Source organism: Leptothrix discophora, from assembly GCF_030705305.1.
In the GTDB taxonomy this organism is placed as follows: Bacteria; Pseudomonadota; Gammaproteobacteria; order Burkholderiales; family Burkholderiaceae_C; genus Sphaerotilus; species Sphaerotilus discophorus.
On sequence record NZ_JAUZEE010000012.1, the window covers coordinates 114,618 to 133,557 of the forward strand.

Sequence of the window (18,940 nt, forward strand, 5' to 3'; positions counted from 1 at the left end):
CGGTCGGCGGTCGGCTGGGTTAGCCGTTACGCTGTCGGGCCATTGCCTTGCAGGCCTGCCCGACCGACATGACCGACACCGACACCACGACTACCTTGTCCCGCCCGCTGCGCCGGCTGCTGATCGCCGTGGCCAGCCTGGCCGCCCTGGCGATGCTGTGGACGCTGGTGATCGGCGTCTGGCTGCCCGGCTTCGTGAAGAACAAGGCCGAGGCCGCCGCCAGCGACGCGCTGGGCGTGCCGGTGACGATCGAGCGCATCGCCATCGCGCCGTGGCAGGTCGCGCTGACGGTCGAGGGCCTGCGCATCGGCCCGGCCGACGCGCCGATCGCCACGCTCGGCCGGCTGCAGGGCGACGTCGCGCTGCGCCAGAGCCTGTGGCTGCGCGCGCCGGTGATCGAGCGGCTGACGATTGCCGCGCCGGCCCTGAACGTGGTCCGGCTGGAGGCGCAGCGCTTCAACTTCAGCCCCATCGTCGACCGCCTGCGCGAGCGCGCCGCCGCCCAGCCGCCGCAGCCGGCCAGCGAAGCGCCCCGCTTCGCGCTGCACAACCTGCAGCTGGTCGACGGCGCGCTGAGCTACCGCGATGGCCGCGACGCGGCGCGCGTGATCGAGCACCGCGTCGAGGCGCTGCGCCTGGCGCTGCCGATGCTGTCCAACCTGCCGGCCGACGTGGCGACCGAGGTCCAGCCGCTGGTCGAGGCCCGCATCGACGGCAGCGACTTCACGCTCGGCGGCCAGGCCCGGCCCTTCGCGCCCGAACGCCCGGCCGAACTGAAGCTGGCCTGGCGCGAGATCCAGCTGGCCGACTGGCTGAGCCTGCTGCAGGCCGTGCTGCCGCCGTCGCTGACGCCGACCAGGCTGGCGGGATCGGTCTCGACCGACCTGGACCTGGCCTTCGAGGCCCGGCCCGCGCCGCAGCCGCCCGAGTTGCGCGTGCGCGGCCAGCTGGCCATCGACGGCTTCGTGCTGGCCCTGCCCGGCCTGGGCGTGGACGCGGCCTGGCAGCAGCTGCGCATCGAGGCCATCGACACCCAGCCGCTGGCCGCGCAGCACGCGGTCGGCCGCATCGCCTTCGACGGCCTGAAGCTGGAACTGGTGCGCCAGCCGGCTGGCGAGAAGTCAGCGGCCGCGCCCGCGCGGGTGGCCGCGTCATCGGGCGCGTCATCGGGCGCGTCGGCGGCCGCGTCGTCGGCAGAGGCGACGAATCCGGCCGCGCCAGCCCCGGCGCTGGCCTGGCGGCTCGACGAGTTCGCCTGCCGCGGCTGCGCCATCCACCTGCGCGACGACACCCAGCAGCCGCCCGTGCGGCTGGCGCTGGACGAGCTGGCCTTGACGCTGCGCCAGCTGGCCCAGCCAGCACAGGCGCCCTGGGCCTTCGACCTGGCGACCCGCGTGCTGGCCGCCAGTGGCCCGGTCCAGGCTGGCGCCGCGAAGGACGCGCCCGTCGCCGGGCGGCTGAGCCTGAAGGGCGAACTCAGCGGCCTGTTGCCGCCGGCGGCGGCCGAGGCCGCAGCAACTTCCACCGCCACGCCCCTGACCGTGCAGGCCCAGGTCGGCGTCGACGCGCTGGACCTGCGCGCGCTGCAGGCCTATCTGGACCCCTACGTGAACCTGAAGCTGGTCGGTGCGCGGGTGTCGACCCAGGGCCAGCTCAAGCTGACGGCGCCGGCCTCGCCGCTGGTCGATCCGGGCGCGATGAAGGCGCTGGACGCGCGCTACGCCGGCACCTTCAGCCTCGATGGCCTGCAGACCCAGGACAGCGTCACCGGTGCGGACTTCGTGCGCTGGCGGCGCTTCGGCATGGACGGACTGGACGCGCGCTGGCAGGGTGCCGGTGCCTCCGGGCGCGGCCAGCTCGACGCCGACTTCGGCCGCATCGCGCTGGACGGCCTGCAGGCCCGCGTGATCCTGCATCCGGATGCGCACCTGAACCTGGCCGACGTCGCCAAGCGCGAGCGCGGCGCGGCGCCGCAGTCGATCACGACGCCGCAGCCGGCTGGCGCGGCGGCCTCGGCGGCGCCCCGGCCCGAGCCGGTCGGACCGAGCGTCGGGCCGGTCATCAACCTGCGCTGGCAGGGCGTGGCGCTGCGCGACGGCGGCGTGTACTTCACCGACAACTTCATCAAGCCCAACTACTCGGCCCGGCTGACGCAGCTCAAGGGCGAGCTGTCGGCGCTCAGCTCGGCCGCGCCCGAGCCGGCCCGCCTGTCGCTGACCGGCGCGCTCGACGACGGTGCGCCGCTGCGCATCGCCGGGCGGGTCCACCCGCTCGGCGCGCGGCTCTACACCGACATCGAGGCCTCGGCCCGTGGCATCGCGCTGACGCGCATGAGCACCTATGCCGAGCGCTACGCCGGCTACGCGATCGAGAAGGGCTCGATGTCGGTCAACGTGCGCTACCAGATCGAGCAGGGCAAGCTGCAGGCCGAGAACCAGCTCTTCCTCGACCAGCTGACCTTCGGCGACAAGGTCGACAGCCCGGACGCGACCTCGCTGCCGGTGCGGCTGGCGGTCGCGCTGCTCAAGGACCGCAACGGCGTCATCGACATCCGCATGCCGGTGGCCGGCACGCTGGACGACCCGCAGTTCTCGATCGGCGGCGTGATCTGGAAGGTGGTCGTCAACCTGATCGAGAAGGCCGTCACCGCGCCCTTCGCGATGCTGTTCGGTGGCGACAGCAACGAAGCCAGCTCGCTGGCCTTCGCGCCCGGCTCGGCCGAGCTGGACGATGCCGGGCGCGAGCGGCTGGACACGCTGGCCCAGCGCCTGATCGACAAGCCGTCGCTGAAGCTCGAAGCCACCGGCCGGGCCGATCCGGCGATCGACGGCGCGGCGGTGCAGGCCGCGCATGCCGAGGCGATGAAGGCGCAGGCGCCGGCTTCGGCGGCGTCCGCCGCTTCCGCAGCTCCCGCACCGGGGTCGGCCGCCTCGGCACCCGTCCCGGCGCTGGAGCCGGCCGCGCTCGACCGTGCCCTGCGCGCGCTGGCCGATGCGCGGGGCGACCGCGTGCTGGCCTACCTGGCGAGCAAGCTGCCGGCCGAACGTGTGCTGCTCAACCGCTCGCAGCTGACGGCGGATCGGCCGTCCGGCGACACCGGGCCGACGAGCCGGGTGCAGTTCGAGCTGCGCTGAGCCGCGAACGGCCCCGCCCGCTCACTGCGGCTTGAAGCCGCTGGCCGCGATGATGCGGCTCCAGACCCTGGCGTAGGCCGCCTCGCGCTCGCCCAGCTGCGCGGCGCTCATCAGGCCGACGCTGAGGCCCATCGCGGTCAGGCGCTCGCGCACGTCGGGTTGGGCCAGCACCTTGCCGAGCGCGGCCGAGAAGCCGTCGATCGCCGCGCGCGGCGTGCCGGCCGGGGCGAAGACGCCGTAGTAGGGCACGTCCTCGAAGCCGGCCAGCCCGAGCTCGGCGAAGGTCGGCACGTCCGGCAGCGCGGCCTGGCGGGCACCGCCCAGCACGGCCACGACGCGGATCCGGCCGGCCTTGTGGCTCTCGATGAAGTCGGGGATCGAGCCCACGCCGGCCGCGATTTGGTGGCCCAGCATGTCGTTCATCATCGGCGCGCTGCCCCGGTAGGGCGCGGCGACCAGGTCCAGCCCGTACGTGCGGCCGATCACCTGGACCAGGAACTCGGGCACCGAGGCCGGTGCCGGCACGCCGATGGCGCCCTTGCCCTGGCCCTGTGCGCGGACCCACGCGACGTACTCGGCGACGCTGCGCGCCGGCGTGCCGCCCGACAGCGCAAGCGCGTTGACGAAGGTCGCGAAGCCGGCCACCGGCACGAAGTCGCGCGCCGGCTCGTAGCCCGGGTTGCGCACCACCAGCGGCAGGATCGAGATGGTGTGGTCGTGGCTCAGGAACAGCGTCGTGCCATCGGCCGGCGCGGCCTTGAGCGCCTGCGCGGCCAGCTGGCCACCGGCGCCGGGCCTGTTCTCGACGATGACGGGCGCGCCCAGCAGGTCCTTGAGCCGCTCGGCCAGCAGCCGCGCGATGGCGTCGGTGCCGCCGCCGGCGGGGAAGCCGACCAGCAGCCGGACGGGCTTGCCGTCGCTGGCCCAGGCCAGACCGGGCAGGGCCGCCGCAGCGACGGCCGAGCCGGCCAGCCCGAGCAGGTCGCGGCGCGAGGGAAGGGTGTTTTTCATCGTGTTCATCGGCAACTCCTGAAGACGGGTGGTCGGCTGCGAGCAAGAAAAAGGCCGCCCGGTCGGGCGGCCCGTGTCGTGGGTCAGCGTGGGGCCGGGCGGCGCATCAGCCTTCGCGGCGCAGCGCCGGGAAGAGCACCACGTCGCGGATGCTGGGCGAGTCGGTCAGCAGCATCATCAGCCGGTCGATGCCGATGCCGCAGCCGCCCGTCGGGGGCATGCCGTATTCCAGCGCGCGGATGAAGTCGGCGTCGAAGAACATGGCCTCCTCGTCGCCGGCGTCCTTGTTGGCGACCTGGGCGTGGAAGCGCGCGGCCTGGTCCTCGGCATCGTTCAGCTCGGAGAAGCCGTTGCCGAACTCGCGCCCGGTGATGAACAGCTCGAAGCGTTCGGTGATGGCCGGGTTGGCGTCGCTGGCGCGGGCCAGCGGCGAGACCTCGACGGGGTAGTCGATGATGAAGGTCGGCTGCCAGAGCTTCTCCTCGACCACTGCCTCGAACAGCCCGAACTGCAGCTGCGCGAGCTTCCAGTGCGCCGGCGGTTCCTCGCCGAGCGACTTCAGGCGGGCATGGATCGCGTCGGCATCGTCGGCCTCGGCCTCGCTCAGGCCGGCATGCACCACCAGCGAGTCCCGCACCGACAGGCGCGCGAAGGGCTCGTCGAGGTGCACCGGCTTGCCCGCATATGAGACCCGCGCCGAGCCGGTTGCCTGCTGCGCGGCATGGCGCAGCAGCTGCTCGGTGAAGTCCATCAGGTCGTGGTGGTTCCAGTAGGCCGCATAGAACTCCATCATCGTGAACTCCGGGTTGTGCCGGACGCTGATGCCTTCGTTGCGGAAGTTGCGGTTGATCTCGAACACGCGCTCGAAGCCGCCCACCACCAGGCGCTTGAGGTACAGCTCCGGCGCGATGCGCAGGAACATCTCCTGGTCCAGCGCGTTGTGGTGGGTGATGAAGGGCTTGGCGTTCGCGCCGCCGGGGATCGGATGCAGCATCGGCGTCTCGACCTCCAGGAACTGGTGCTGGAGCATGAAGCCGCGGATGCTGGCGACCGCGTTGCTGCGGGCGCGGAAGCGGGCCCGGGCGCCGTCGTCGGTCATCAGGTCGACGTAGCGCTGGCGGTACTTCTGCTCCTGGTCGGTCATGCCGTGGAACTTGTCGGGCAGCGGCCGCAGGCTCTTGGTCAGCAGGCGCAGCGTCGTCACCTTGATCGACAGCTCGCCGGTCTTGGTGCGGAACAGCGTGCCCTCGGCGCCGAGGATGTCGCCCAGGTCCCAGTGCTTGAAGGCGGCCAGCAGCTCGGGCCCGACGTTGTCCTGGGTGATGTAGAGCTGGATGCGCGGGATGCCCTCGGTCGAGCCGTCCTGCAGCGTGGCGAAGCAGGCCTTGCCCATCACGCGCTTGAGCATCATCCGGCCGGCCACGCAGGCGGTCACCGGGTGGGCTTCCAGTGCCTCGTTGTCCTGGCCCTCGTGGCGCGCATGCAGCGCGGCGGCGTGGTCACGCGGCTTGAAGTCGTTGGGGAACACCGCCGTGCCGGCCGCACGGGCCTGCTCGCGCATCGCGGCGAGTTTCTCGCGGCGTTCGGCGATCAGCTGGTTGTCGTCGGCGGCGGGCGCGCTGTGCGGGTGGGACGGGGAGGTGGTGTTCGAAGCGGTCATGGCTAACTCGTTGTGGCGTCTGCAATTTTAGGGTTCCGAAGCGGGTGCTCCGGAGCCGCTTCATAGAATCGCGCGTTCGTCGCCCTGACCGCCTCGAATTCCGCCGTCGCGCACCCCTTCCCCGATCCCGCCTCGATGTCCTCCACCCCGGTCGCCTTGCCGCGCGCCACGCTGACGCTGCTGGCCGGCGCCCTGCTCGCGCAGGCCCTGCCGCTGGCGCTGGGGCCGTGGCTGGCGCGGCTCTACAGCCCGGAGGACTACGGCCGCTACACGACCTTCGCGGCGCTGGCCGCCAACCTCGCCGTGGTCGCCTGTGCCCGCTACGAATACGCGCTGCCGATGGCGCGCGACGAGGCCGAGGCCGAGGCGCTGCTGGCGCTCGCCTGGCGCGTGCTGATCGGGGTTGCCGCGCTGGCCGGCCTGGCCGGTGCACTGGCCGGCCTGTCGGGCTGGTTGCCGCATGCCGGCTTGCTGGCGGCGGCGGTGGCCGCCGCGGGCGCGGCCCAGCTCGGCACGATGTGGGCGACGCGCCGCCAGCGCTTCCTGCCGCTGGCGGTCAGCCGGGTGGTCCAGCACGGCGGTGGTGCGCTGCTGCAGCTGGGCCTGGGGCTGGCCTGGGTCGGCGGCATCGGCTCGATCGGGCTGGTCGCCGGGCCGGTGCTGGGCGCGCTGGCCGGGGCGCTGCTGCTGGCGCTCTGGGGCGGCGGCATCGCCTGGCGTCGCGTCGCGGCGGTCGACCGCGAACGGCTGCGCGAGGTCGCCCACCGCCACCGCGAGTTCCCGCTGCTGAACACGCCGCATGCCTTCCTCGGTGCGCTGCAGGACACCGTCACCGTCGTGCTGATCGGGGCCTGGGCCGGCGATCCGGCGGTCGGCCTGTGGGGCCTGTCGCTGCGCTACCTGAAGGCACCGGCCTCGCTGATCGGCGGGGCGGTCTCGCAGGCGCTCTACCCCCGCCTGACCGGCGCCCGCAGCGGCGCCGAGGCCCGCCAGGCGGTGCGCCAGGTCATCGCCGTGCTGGCGGCCATCGGTGCCACGTTGGCGCTGCTGCTGATGCTGGCCGGACCGGCGCTGTTTGCCTGGGCCTTCGGCGAGCGCTGGCGCGAGGCCGGCGAACTGGCGCGCGCGCTCGGCCCCTACATCGGCTTCCATTTCGTCTGCTCGCCCCTGGCCGTCGTGACCATGGCCTGGCAGGCCCAGGGCTGGGCGCTGCGGCTGGCGCTGTTCGGCCAGCTGCTGTTCGTGCTGTCGCTGGGGCTGGGCCTGTGGCTGGGCGGCCTGCGCGGCGCGGGCTGGTGCCTGTCGCTGACGATGAGCGGCTACTTCGCCTACTACCTCCACACGCTGTGCACCTGGTCCGACCCGCCGGTCGTGGCCGCGTCGCCGGCCGCCACGGTCCCCGCATGAGCCTGCCCGAGCTGTCCCGCATCCCGCCCGGCCAGGCGCTGCTGATCTTCGGCGACGCCTCCAGCGTGCACACCCAGCGCTGGGCGCGCGAGATGGTGGCGCGCGGCCACGTGGTGGTGGTCGCCACGCGCCTGCCCGCGCCGATCGAGGGCGTCGCCGCCGTCGTGCCGCTGCACCCCGGCCGCGACGGCGCGGGCTGGTTCCGCGCCTTGCCGGCCGTGCGCCGGCTGGCCCGCACGCTGCAGCCACGCATCGTGCATGGCCACTACGTCACCGGCTATGGCCTGTGGGCGGCGGCCTGCGGCTGGGGTCCGGTGGTGCAGACGGCCTGGGGCTCGGACATCCTGGTGACGCCGCGCGAGAGCGCGCTGATGCGCCGCATCGTCGGCTGGTCGCTGCGCCGGGCCGACCTGATGACGGCCGACTCGCAGGACGCGCTCGACGCCATGGCCCTGCATGGCGACGGCGCCGTCGCGCCGCGCCACGAGATCCTCTGGGGCGCCGACACCGACCGCTTCGTGCCCGCACCGATCGCCTCGACGGCCGGGATTGCCGATGAACACGGGCCTTTCCGCATCCTCAGCCTGCGCAGCTGGGAGCTCAACTACAACATCGACGTGCTGATCGACGCGCTGGCCCAGGTGCGTGCCGCGCGGCCGGGCCGGGTGGTCACGCTGGCGCTGCTCGGCGGCGGGCCGGATGCCGAGGCCCTGAAGGCGCGTGCCGCCGCCGCCGGCCTGGACGACGCGGCCGTGCGTTTCACCGGCCGGGTCGGCGATGCGGCCATGGTCGCGGCGATGCAGGCGGCCGACGTCTCGGTGAGCGTGCCCAGCAGCGACGCGACCTCGGTCTCGCTGCTCGAATCGCTGGCCTGCGGCCTGCCGGTCATCGCCAGCGACCTGCCGGCCAACCGCCGCTGGGTGCCGCCCGAGGCCGGCCGGATCGTGCCGCCGCGTGACGTCGCCGCACTGCGCGAGGCGCTGCTGGCGCTGATCGACGACCCGGCCACCTGCCGAGCGATGGCCGTTCACAACCGCGCGCTGGCGCTGCGCGAGGCCTCGCGGCGGGTCCAGATGGACCGCATGGACGCGCTCTACCGCCAGCTGCCGCCGAGCGGTCCGCGCGGCCTGCGGGAGACCGTGCGATGAGTGCTGCCGAGCCGCCGCCACGCACGGTCAGCGTGATCGCGCCCTGCCGCAACGAGCGCGATCACATCGTCGACTTCTGCCGCGCGCTGACCGCCCAGCACCTGCCCGACGGCGTCACGCTGGAGGTGCTGATCGCCGATGGCCGCAGCGACGACGGCACCCGCGAGCTGCTGGTCGACTGGTGCGGCCGCGATGCCCGCTTCCAGGTCGTCGACAACCCCGGGCGCATCGTGTCGACCGGCCTGAACCGCTGCCTGGCGCGGGCCCGCGGCGACGTGATCGTGCGCATGGACATCCACACCCGCTATGCCAGCGACTACATCGCGCAATGCCTGGCCGCGCTGCAGCGCAGCGGCGCGGACAACGTCGGCGGACCCTGGGTCGCCCAGCCGGCGACGCCCGAGGGCTGGCCGGCGGCCATCGCGGCGGCCTTCCAGTCGCGCTGGGTCGCGGGCGGGGCGCGCTCGCGCGACCGTGGCTACGAGGGCGAGGTCGACACCGTCTACCTCGGCTGCTGGCCGCGCGCGAGCTTCGACCGCCACGGCGGCTTCGACGAGCGGCTGGTGCGCAACCAGGACGACGAGCACAACCTGCGCATCCGGCGCGCCGGCGGGCGGATCTGGCAGAGCGGGCGCATCCGCTCGGTCTACCAGTCGCGCAGCACGCCCGGCCAGCTGGCGCGGCAGTGGCGCCAGTACGGCTACTGGAAGCCCTTCGTGATGCGCAAGCACGGCCAGGCCGCGTCCTGGCGGCACCTCGCGCCCGGCCTGTTCGTCGGGCTGGAGGGCGTGCTGCTGCTGGCCTCGGCGCTGTCGGACCTCGCGCTGGCCGGCTTCATCGGCCTGGGCCTGCTGTATGCGCTGGCGGTGCTGGCGACCGCCGTGCTGGTGGCGCGCGAGGCCGGCTGGGCGCTGCTGCCACGCCTGCCGGTCGTCATCGGCCTGTATCACCTGGCCTACGGCGCCGGCTCGCTGCAGGGCTGGGCAGACGTGCTGCGGGGCCGCGAACCCGATCCGGCCTTCGGCCGCCTGACCCGATGAACACGGACCTCCCGCCCGATCCGTCGGCCGGCACGGACCACGACGAAGCCGCTGCCGTGGTCGGCCGCTATGCCCGCCGACCGGCCTTCGATGCGCGCTACAGCCTGCTGGACCGGGCCGCACTGGCCGAACAGCAGGGCCGCCTGCGTGCCTGGGCCGGCCTGTGGGCCGACCATGCCGGCGAGCTGGCCGACTGGCGCATCACCGAGGTCGGCTGCGGCGACGGCGGCAACCTGCTCGACGCGATCCGGCTGGGCGCGCAGCCCGGCCATCTGCGCGGCCTGGAACTGCTGCCGGCCCGGGCCGAGCGGGCACGTGCGCGCCTGCCCGCCAGCGTGCGCATCGACACCGGCGACGCGCTGGCTGCCGACATCGCGCCGGGCAGCCAGCATGCGGTGCTGCAGTTCACGGTCTTCTCGTCGCTGCTGGACGACGGCTTCCAGCAGCGCCTGGCCGATGCGATGTGGCGCTGGGTGCGGCCCGGCGGCGGCGTGCTCTGGTACGACTTCGCGGTCGACAACCCGCGCAACCGCGACGTCTGCGGCGTGCCGCTGCGGCGCGTGCGAGAGCTGTTCCCGCAGGCCGATGCGGTGGTCCGCCGCGTCACGCTGGCGCCACCGCTCGCGCGTGCGGCCTGCCGTGTCCACCCGCTGCTGCACGGCCTGCTGGCCGCCCTGCCGCCGCTGCGCACCCACCGGCTCGTCTGGCTGCGCAAGGCGCCGTGAGCATTCGAGAATCCACCCGACCATGAACGACCGTTCCGACACCCTCGCCCTGCCCGGAGCCGCCCGATGAGCCGCTGGCGTGGCCACCTCAACCGCTGGCGCCGGCGCCTGCTGCGCGCACTGCATTTCCGCATCGTCTTCGGCGAGTTCTCGCGCGGGCGCTGGCTGCCGCACACCCGCATCTCGCCGTCGACCTGCATCGAGCACGAGGACCGGCTGGTGCTGGGCGACCACGTCTACATCGGCCACTTCAACCTGATCGAGGCCAGCGGCGGCGTGGTCATCGAGGAGGGCGTGCAGATCACCAACCACGTCAGCATCGTCACGCACAGCTCGCACCGCAGCCAGCGCCTGCTGGGCCGCGCCTTCGCGACCTGGCCCGAGGGCGCACCGACGCCGGCCGAGCCGCAGCCCGAGCCGGCACGCGACTGGATCTCGGGCCGTCCGATCGACCGGCCGCGCTCGCCGCCGGGCTGGATCGGCGGGCCGGTCCACATCGGCCCCTACTGCTTCATCGGCCCGCACAGCCTGATCGAGGCCAACTCGCGCCTCGGCCGCGGCTGCATCGTCTGCGCCGGCAGCCAGGTCCGCGGCGACTTCGCCGAGTTCTCCGTCCTCGAAGGCGCCCCCGCCCGCGTCATCGGCGACAGCCGCCGCGCCGACAAGCGCCTGCTGATGCGGCACCCGGAGCTGCAGGACCTGTATGGGGCCTGGGCGGGGGACGAGGTGTGAGCGGAGGCGGCGTCAGGTCGACGATCCTGTCGCTTGGGTACCATGCCCTGACAACTTCAAGACGACAGGGGAAACCGATGACGAATGCCTTGCGACGCCTGATCGGCGCCACTTCCGTGCTGCCCCTGCTCGGCCTGATGGCCTGTGGCGGCGGCAGCGATGGCGGCCCAGGCAGCGCCGCCGGTCCGGTTGTGCCGGCCAAGGGTGCCGCGCTGGCGGTGAGCACGTCCAACTACCAGGATGTGGCCGTCGATGCGGTCAACACGGCCGTGCAGTTCGCCGGCCAGTCCTCGGTCGCGACGCTGACCGGCTCGCTGGCGGAGGGCACGGTGCCATGCGCGGGAGGCGGTTCGATCCGCGCCAGCCTGGGTGCGGGCCGTGACGGCGTCCTCAACGAGTTCGGCGAGACCGCCACCCTGACCTTCAACGCGTGTGCTCAGGACGGCTACGTCTTCAACGGCCAGCTGACGCTGGGCCTGACCGCGAAGCCGACGGGCAGCGTGGGCAGCGGCGTCTACTCGGTCGACGCGGCGCTGCTGATGTCGGGTTTCTCGGCCAACGACGGCCGCGTCACGCTGGTGGCCAATGGCCTGGTTGACCTGCACGCCAGCCGCACGGGCACGGACACCGGCGTCGACACGGTGCGCACGTCTGCGCTGGCCTTGGGCCTGACGCCTTCCGGTGGCAGCCAGCGCCTCTACGCGCTGCACGACTTCGTGTCCGACACCGCGTGGACCGCAGGCGCCCGCGCGGCGACCTATGCCGGTTCGCTGACCTCGTCGCTGTGGGGCAACCGCTCGGTCGACTTCCAGACCACCACGCCCTTCACGACCGCCGCCGGCGCGACCTTCCCCTCGGACGGCGTGGCCATCGCGCTGGGCAGTGGCGGCAGCAAGGCGACGCTGACGGTGCTCGACGCGACCCAGGTCCGGCTCGACCTCGACCGCACGGGCGACAGCACGGTCGACGCGACGACGTCGCTGTCGTGGTCCGCCATCCTCTGAGTCCACCCGCACCCGGTCGATAAAATCGACCGATGACCTCCGACCATCCGCCCTTCCTGCCGTTTGCCCTGCCCGAAATCGGCGACGAGGAGATTGCCGAGGTCATCGACACGCTCAGGTCCGGCTGGGTCACGACCGGGCCGAAGGCGCGGCGCTTCGAGCAGGACTTCGCGGCCTTTCTCGCCGCCGGGGACCGCAGCGGTGACCTTGGAGGTGATGGCCGCGAGATCCACTGCATCGCCGTCAACAGCGCGACCGCCGGCCTGCACCTGGCGCTGGAAGCCATGGGCATCGGGCCGGGCGACGAGGTCATCACGACCACCCACACCTTCACCGCGACCGCCGAGGTGGTGCGCTACCTGGGCGCGGACGTGAAGCTGGTCGACATCGATCCGGCCACGCTGAACATCGACGTCGCCGCGATCGAGGCGGCCATCACGCCGCGCACCAAGGCGCTGATCCCCGTGCACTACGCCGGCCTGGCCGCCGACATGCCTGCGCTGCTGGCGCTGGCGCGGCGCCATGGCCTGAAGGTGCTGGAGGACGCGGCCCATGCGCTGCCGACGACGGTCGGCGGCGGCCTGGTCGGCACGCTGGCCAGCGACGCCACGGTCTTCAGCTTCTACGCCAACAAGACCATCACGACCGGCGAGGGCGGCATGCTGGTCACGCGTGACGCGGCCATCGCCGCACGCGCCAAGGTCATGCGCCTGCACGGCATCAACCGCGATGCCTTCGACCGCTTCACGGCCAAGGTGCCGAGCTGGTACTACGAGATCGTCGCGCCGGGCTTCAAATACAACCTGACCGACATCGCCGCCGCGCTGGGCCTGCACCAGCTGCAGCGTGCGCACGGCTTCCAGCAGCGCCGCTCGATGCTGGCCGCGCAGTACGACGCGCTGCTGGCCGACCTGCCGATCGTGCGCCCGCCACGTCCGGCCGAGGGCGAGCTGCATTCGTGGCACCTCTATGTCGTGCGCCTGGCCGACGACGCGCCGATCGGCCGCGACGCGCTGATCGAGGCGCTCTACGCCGACGGCATCGGCTGCAGCGTGCACTACATCCCGCTGCACCTGCACCCCTACTGGCGCGAGCGCTACGACCTGAAGGCGGCCGACTTCCCGCACAGCCAGCGCGCCTACGAACGCATGCTGAGCCTGCCGCTCTACACCCGCATGGGCGAGGCCGACGTCGAACGCGTCGTGCGGGCGCTGCGGCGTGCCTTCGGGCGCTGAGCACCGCGACGCGATGCCGTCATTCCGCGGGTTCGGGCCGCGCCTGGTCAAGCGAGCCTTCGACCTGACGCTGGCCAGCCTGACCCTGCTGCTGCTGGCGCCGCTGCTGCTGGGCATCGCGCTGGCGGTGCGGCTGGACTCGCCCGGCCCCGTTTTCTACCGCCAGCAACGGGTCGGCCGCGCCGGTCGCCTGTTCCGCATCCACAAGTTCCGCACCATGGCGCACCAGCCGCAGGGCGGCGGCCTGCAGTTGACGGTCGGCGACGATGCGCGCATCACCCGCGTCGGCCATTTCCTGCGCCACAGCAAGTGGGACGAGCTGGCGCAGCTGATCGACGTCTGGCGCGGCGACATGAGCATCGTGGGCCCGCGTCCGGAGGTGCCCCGCTATGTCGCGCACTACCCGGCCGAGCTGCGCGAGCGGGTGCTGTCGGTCAAGCCGGGCATCACCGACGACTGCTCGCTGGACTTCCGCGACGAGTCCGACTGGCTGGCCCGTTCGGCCGACCCCGAGCGCACCTACATCGACGAGATCCTGCCGATCAAGCTGGCGCTGCAGGCCCGCTACGTCGAGCATGCCGGCCTGCGCACGGACCTGCGCATCGTCGGCCGCACGGCGGCGATCCTGCTGGGCCGACTGGCGCGACGGCGCTCGACCTCGTCACCGCCGGCGCCTCCCCCGAACCTCCACCGCTGAACGTTGCCGATGATCTGGAACGCCCTCGACGACCTGCTGTCCCGCCTGCGTCCGCACCGCGAGGCGCTGGTGCTGGCCTGCGACGCCGGGGTGGTGGCCGTCTGCTGGCACGTCACCTACCTGTTCCGGCTCGGCTTCGAGCGCTGGCACAGCGCCCGCCCGTTCTACGACGCCTGGGTGATGGGCGCGCTGGTGCTGCTCTATGTGGCGGTCTTCAAGATGCTGCGCGTGCCCAAGGGCGTCTGGCGCTTCTCGGGTTTCGGCGAGATCCAGCGCCTGACGCTGGCCTGCGGCATCGCCGGCCTGATCGGCGCGACCGGCGTGCTGATGGCCCAGCTGGTCGAGGTGCCACGCGCGGTGCTGGCGCTGCATCCGGTTGTCGCGCTGATGGGCCTGGCGATGCTGCGCATCGGCTACCGCATGGTCTATGAGCACCTGCGCATGCACCGCAACGACCGCGCCGTCGAGACCCGGCGCGCGCTGGTGATGGGCGCGGGCGATGCGGCGCGGCTGCTGATCGCGGGCATCCAGCACCAGGGCTGGCGGGTGATCGGCCTGCTCGACGACGACCCGGCGCGGCTGGGCACGCGGGTCGGCAACGTGCCCGTGCTCGGTCCGCTCGACAGTGCCGCGCGCTGGGCGCAGCGTCACGACATCACCCACCTGATCGTCGCGATGCCCTCGGCCACGCCGACCGAGCGGCGGCGCGCGCTCGACCTGGCCTCGGCCACCCGGCTGCCGGTCGTCACGGTGCCCAGCGCGGCCGAGCTGCGCGAGGGCCGCACGTTGACCTCGGTGCGCGACATCGAACCGGAAGACCTGCTCGGCCGCGAGCCGGTCCAGCTCGACGAGGGCGGCATCTCCGAGGCGCTGTCCGGCAAGGTCGTGCTGATCACCGGCGCCGGTGGCTCGATCGGCTCGGAGCTGTGCCGCCAGGTGGCGCGCTACGGCCCGCGCCGGCTGGTGCTCTACGAACTGAGCGAGTTCGCGCTCTACCGCATCGAGCAGGAACTCGGCGAGCAGTTCGGCCACGTGCCGCTGGTGCGGCTGGTCGGTGACGTGCGCGACGGCGAGCACCTGCGCGAGACCTTCCAGCGCCTGCGCCCGCAGGTCGTCTTCCATGCCGCGGCCTACAAGCACGTGCCGCTGATGGAGGACGACAACGCCTTCTCGGCGCTGCGCAACAACCTGCTGGGCACCTGGCGTGCGGCGCAGGCGGCCTGCGAGGCCGGCGCCGAACGCTTCGTGCTGATCTCGACCGACAAGGCCGTCAACCCGACCAACGTGATGGGCGCGACCAAGCGTGCGGCCGAGATGGTGGTTTCGCGGCTGGCCGCGCAGGTCGCGTCGCAGGGCTGGCGCACGCGCTGCATGGCGGTGCGCTTCGGCAACGTGCTGGGCTCGTCGGGCAGCGTGATCCCGAAGTTTAAGGAACAGATCGCGCGCGGCGGCCCGGTGACGGTGACGCACCCGGACATCACGCGCTTCTTCATGACCATCCCCGAGGCGGCCCGGCTGGTGGTGCAGGCCGCCGCGATCGGCGAGGGCGGCCAGGTCTTCGTGCTCGACATGGGCGAGCCGGTGCGCATCGTCGACCTGGCGCGCGACCTGATCCGCATGAGCGGGCATGCGCCCGAGGACATCCCGATCGCCTTCAGCGGCCTGCGGCCGGGCGAGAAGCTCTACGAGGAACTGCTGGCCGACGCCGACGCGACCCTGCCGACGCGCTTCGAGCGGCTGCGCATCGCACGGCTGGACGACCAGCGCGGCGAGGACGTCCAGGCCCTGATCGACTGGGCCGCCGAGCGCAGCCACGCGCCGGACGACGAGGTCCGCGCCCGGCTGGCCCGGCTGGTCAGCGAATACCGGCCCGGCGGGCGCTGATCAAGGGCGCGTCAGCAGCGGCCGCAGGAAGCGGCCGGTGTGGCTTTCGGTGCAGGCCGCGATCGCCTCGGGCGGTCCGGCGCACAGCAGCCGGCCGCCGCCGGAGCCGCCTTCCGGGCCCATGTCGAGCAGCCAGTCGGCGGTCTTGATGACATCGAGGTTGTGCTCGATCACCACGATGGTGTTGCCCGCGTCGCGCAGCTGGTGCAGCACCTTCAGCAGCAGCTGGATGTCGTGGAAGTGCAGGCCGGTGGTCGGCTCGTCCAGGATGTAGAGCGTGCGGCCGGTGTCGCGCTTGCTCAGCTCCAGCGCGAGCTTGACGCGCTGCGCCTCGCCGCCCGACAGCGTGGTCGCCGCCTGGCCCAGCTGGATGTAGCCCAGGCCCACGTCCAGCAGCGTCTGCAGCTTGCGGGCGATGGCCGGCACGGCGTTGAAGTAGACGTGCGCGTCCTCGACCGTCAGGGCCAGCACCTCGGTGATGTTCTTGCCCTTGTAGAGCACCTCCAGCGTCTCGCGGTTGTAGCGCTTGCCGTGGCAGACGTCGCAGGGCACGTAGACGTCGGGCAGGAAGTGCATCTCGACCTTGAGCACGCCGTCCCCCTGGCAGGACTCGCAGCGCCCGCCGGCGACGTTGAAGCTGAAGCGGCCCGGGCCGTAGCCGCGTTCGCGCGCGGTCGGGACCTCGGCGAACAGCTCGCGGATCGGCGTGAACAGGCCGGTGTAGGTCGCCGGGTTGCTGCGTGGCGTGCGGCCGATCGGGCTCTGGTCGACGTTGATGACCTTGTCGAAGGCATCGATGCCGTCGATGCCGTCGTGTGCCTCGGGCTCGGCGTGGCTCTGGTAGATCTTGCGCGCGACGGCCGCATAGAGCGTGTCGTTGATCAGCGTGCTCTTGCCCGAGCCCGACACGCCGGTGATGCAGGTGAACAGGCCGACCGGGATCGCCGCGTCGACACCCTTGAGGTTGTTGCCACGTGCGTTGCGGACCCTGAGCCAGCCGTCGCGCGCATCGGCCGCCGGCGGCGTGCGGCGGGTCGGGATCTCGATGCGCAGCGCCTGCGCCAGGTAGCGCCCGGTCAGCGAGGCCGGGTCATCGGTCACCTGCTGGGGCGTGCCCTGCGACATCACCTGGCCGCCGTGCACGCCGGCGCCCGGACCCATGTCGACGACGTGGTCGGCGGCGCGGATCATGTCCTCGTCATGCTCGACCACCAGCACGCTGTTGCCGAGGTCGCGCAGGTGCTTGAGCGTGCCGATCAGGCGCTCGTTGTCGCGCTGGTGCAGGCCGATGCTGGGCTCGTCGAGCACGTACATCACGCCCGACAGGCCAGAGCCGATCTGGCTGGCCAGGCGGATGCGCTGGGCCTCGCCGCCGGACAGCGTGTCGGCGCTGCGGTCCAGGCTGAGGTAGTTCAGGCCGACGTCGTTGAGGAAGCGCAGTCGCGAACGGATCTCGCGCACGACCTTGTCGGCGATCTCGGCCTTGGCGCCCTTGAGCTTCAGGCCCTCGAAGTAGGCCAGGCACTCGGCCAGCGTCGCATGCTCGACCTCGAAGATGGCGCGGTGCGGCGTCGCCGACTCGCCTTCGGCCGCGTCGACCAGCACGACATGGCGGGCCTCGCGTCGCAGGCGTGAACCGCCGCAGTCCGGACAGGGCTTGTTGGCCTGGTAGCGCGCCAGGTCCTCACGCACCGCCGCCGAGTCGGTCTCCTTGTAGCGCCGCGCCAGGCTGGGCAGGATGCCCTCGAAGGGGTGCGCGCGCTTGACGCTGCGCTTGCGGCCCTGGGTGCCCTCGGCCTCGTAGGTGAAGGTGATCTCGTCCTCGCCGGAGCCGTTCAGCAGGATCAGGCGGTGACGCGCATCGAGGTCCTCGAAGGGCGTATCGATGTCGAAGCCATAGTGCGCGGCGACCGTCTCCAGCAGCGAAAAGGTGTAGGCGTTGCGGCGGTCCCAGCCCTTGACGGCGCCCGAGGCCAGGCTCAGCGACGGGAAGGCGACGACGCGGTCGGGATCGAACACCGTGACGTGGCCGATGCCGTCGCAGCTCGGGCAGGCGCCGACCGGCGAGTTGAACGAGAACAGGCGCGGCTCCAGTTCGGACAGCGAGTAGCTGCAGACCGGGCAGGCGAACTTGTTGGAATAGAGGTGCTCGCGCCCGGCGTCCAGATCGAGCGCGATGGCGCGGCCTTCGGCGATGCGCAGCGCGGCCTCGAAGCTCTCGGCCAGGCGCTGCTGCGCGTCGGCGCGGGACTTGAGGCGGTCGATGACGACATCGATGTCGTGTTTCTCGACCTTCTTGAGCTTGGGCAGGTCGGCCGCCTCGAAGATCTGGCCGTCGATGCGGAAGCGCACGTAGCCCTGCGCCTGCATGCTCTCGAACAGCTCGGTGAACTCGCCCTTGCGGTCCCGCACCACCGGCGCAAGCACCATCAGCCGGGTCTCCTCGGGGAAGGCGAGCACGGCGTCGACCATCTGGCTGACGTTCTGCGCCTCCAGCGGCAGGCCGTGGTCGGGACAGTGCGGCGTGCCCGCGCGTGCGTAGAGCAGGCGCAGGTAGTCATGAATTTCGGTGATGGTGCCGACGGTCGAGCGCGGGTTGTGGCTGGTCGCCTTCTGCTCGATCGAGATGGCAGGGCTCAGGCCGTCGATCACGTCGACGTCGGGCTTGTCCATCAGCTGCAGGAACTGGCGCGCGTAGGCGGACAGGCTCTCGACGTAGCGCCGCTGGCCTTCCGCGTAGAGCGTGTCGAACGCGAGGCTGGACTTGCCCGAGCCCGACAGGCCGGTGATCACCACCAGCGCATGCTTGGGCATGTCGAGATCGATGTTCTTGAGGTTGTGCGTGCGGGCACCACGCACGCTGATCGTGGCCGCCAGGGCGCCACGCGGCTGGGCCGGCGTCACGTGAGCGCCGGGCACCGGGGCGGCGGTCGAGCCGGATCTGTCTGCGGAGGTCATGGAAGGCGCTGGGCGCAGCGTTCGAAAGGCAACCGGCCATGATACCGACGGGGCCGATGGCGGCCCGGGTCGGCAACTCGGGGGGTGACGTGGGGCCCAGGCCGCCGTTCGGCCTCGGTCCTGTCTAGAAGGTAGAAGGACAGGCCGCCAGGAAGCGCACCCTTTGGCAGGAGCTCGTCCTTCGAGCCAGCCACGCGCCCCCGGTCATGCCGGCGACGCACGTCTGACTTGAGGGCGTCACACCCGCCGCCCAACTTTTTTCGCCGAGGGTCTTGCGGGGCGGGAAAGAACCGATGCATAATTGC

At 72.3% G+C, this 18,940-nt stretch carries 13 protein-coding genes; 10 read left to right on the top strand and 3 right to left on the bottom strand.

What is annotated here, in order from left to right; genetic code table 11:
* The first annotated feature begins 68 nt into the window (after window positions 1-68).
* The gene (locus Q8X39_RS18210) at window positions 69-3,134 is read left to right on the top strand and encodes a DUF748 domain-containing protein (protein WP_305751115.1); all 3,066 of its coding nucleotides are present in this window, start codon (window positions 69-71) and stop codon (window positions 3,132-3,134) included.
* A gap of 21 nt (window positions 3,135-3,155) precedes the next feature.
* Here the strand turns inward: Q8X39_RS18210 and Q8X39_RS18215 are convergent, their stop codons facing one another.
* Window positions 3,156-4,154 carry a Bug family tripartite tricarboxylate transporter substrate binding protein gene (locus Q8X39_RS18215; protein WP_305751116.1) on the bottom strand — a complete coding sequence of 333 codons (999 nt, stop codon included), beginning with the start codon at window positions 4,152-4,154 and terminating at the stop codon, window positions 3,156-3,158.
* Window positions 4,155-4,251: 97 nt separating this feature from the next.
* A complete protein-coding gene (gene lysS / locus Q8X39_RS18220) occupies window positions 4,252-5,805 on the bottom strand; it encodes a lysine--tRNA ligase (RefSeq protein ID WP_305751117.1) in 1,554 nt (517 codons plus the stop codon).
* A 135-nt stretch (window positions 5,806-5,940) separates the two neighbouring features.
* On the opposite strand from lysS, the gene Q8X39_RS18225 reads away from it, so the two are divergent.
* The 9 genes from Q8X39_RS18225 to Q8X39_RS18265 all read left to right on the top strand — a co-directional run bounded on the left by Q8X39_RS18225 (window position 5,941) and on the right by Q8X39_RS18265 (window position 15,677).
* On the top strand, window positions 5,941-7,212 hold the full coding sequence (locus Q8X39_RS18225) for a lipopolysaccharide biosynthesis protein (RefSeq protein WP_305751118.1): 1,272 nt from the start codon (window positions 5,941-5,943) through the stop codon (window positions 7,210-7,212).
* On the top strand, window positions 7,209-8,360 hold the full coding sequence (locus Q8X39_RS18230; RefSeq protein WP_305751119.1) for a glycosyltransferase: 1,152 nt from the start codon (window positions 7,209-7,211) through the stop codon (window positions 8,358-8,360). The genes Q8X39_RS18225 and Q8X39_RS18230 overlap by 4 nt, the downstream gene beginning before the upstream one ends.
* Entirely contained in the window at window positions 8,357-9,400 is a 1,044-nt protein-coding gene (locus tag Q8X39_RS18235; RefSeq protein ID WP_305751120.1) for a glycosyltransferase family 2 protein, read from the top strand. Before Q8X39_RS18230 ends, Q8X39_RS18235 begins: the two co-directional genes overlap by 4 nt.
* On the top strand, window positions 9,397-10,125 hold the full coding sequence (locus tag Q8X39_RS18240; protein ID WP_305751121.1) for a class I SAM-dependent methyltransferase: 729 nt from the start codon (window positions 9,397-9,399) through the stop codon (window positions 10,123-10,125). The genes Q8X39_RS18235 and Q8X39_RS18240 overlap by 4 nt, the downstream gene beginning before the upstream one ends.
* Before the next feature lie 66 nt (window positions 10,126-10,191).
* Window positions 10,192-10,857, top strand: a complete 666-nt coding sequence (locus Q8X39_RS18245) for an acyltransferase (RefSeq protein ID WP_305751122.1) — start codon at window positions 10,192-10,194, stop codon at window positions 10,855-10,857.
* A gap of 77 nt (window positions 10,858-10,934) precedes the next feature.
* Window positions 10,935-11,861 carry a hypothetical protein gene (locus Q8X39_RS18250; protein WP_305751123.1) on the top strand — a complete coding sequence of 309 codons (927 nt, stop codon included), beginning with the start codon at window positions 10,935-10,937 and terminating at the stop codon, window positions 11,859-11,861.
* A gap of 32 nt (window positions 11,862-11,893) precedes the next feature.
* Window positions 11,894-13,096 (top strand): DegT/DnrJ/EryC1/StrS family aminotransferase, encoded by a 1,203-nt coding sequence (locus Q8X39_RS18255; protein ID WP_305751124.1) that lies wholly within the window; start codon window positions 11,894-11,896, stop codon window positions 13,094-13,096.
* A gap of 43 nt (window positions 13,097-13,139) precedes the next feature.
* Window positions 13,140-13,793: a sugar transferase gene (locus tag Q8X39_RS18260; protein ID WP_305751130.1), complete on the top strand. Its 654-nt coding sequence runs from the start codon at window positions 13,140-13,142 to the stop codon at window positions 13,791-13,793.
* Between the two features lie 9 nt (window positions 13,794-13,802).
* Entirely contained in the window at window positions 13,803-15,677 is a 1,875-nt protein-coding gene (locus tag Q8X39_RS18265) for a polysaccharide biosynthesis protein (protein ID WP_305751125.1), read from the top strand.
* Here Q8X39_RS18265 and uvrA read toward each other — a convergent pair whose 3' ends face one another.
* On the bottom strand, window positions 15,678-18,635 hold the full coding sequence (gene uvrA / locus Q8X39_RS18270; protein WP_305751126.1) for an excinuclease ABC subunit UvrA: 2,958 nt from the start codon (window positions 18,633-18,635) through the stop codon (window positions 15,678-15,680). It lies immediately after the preceding gene.
* Window positions 18,636-18,940 lie beyond the last annotated feature (305 nt).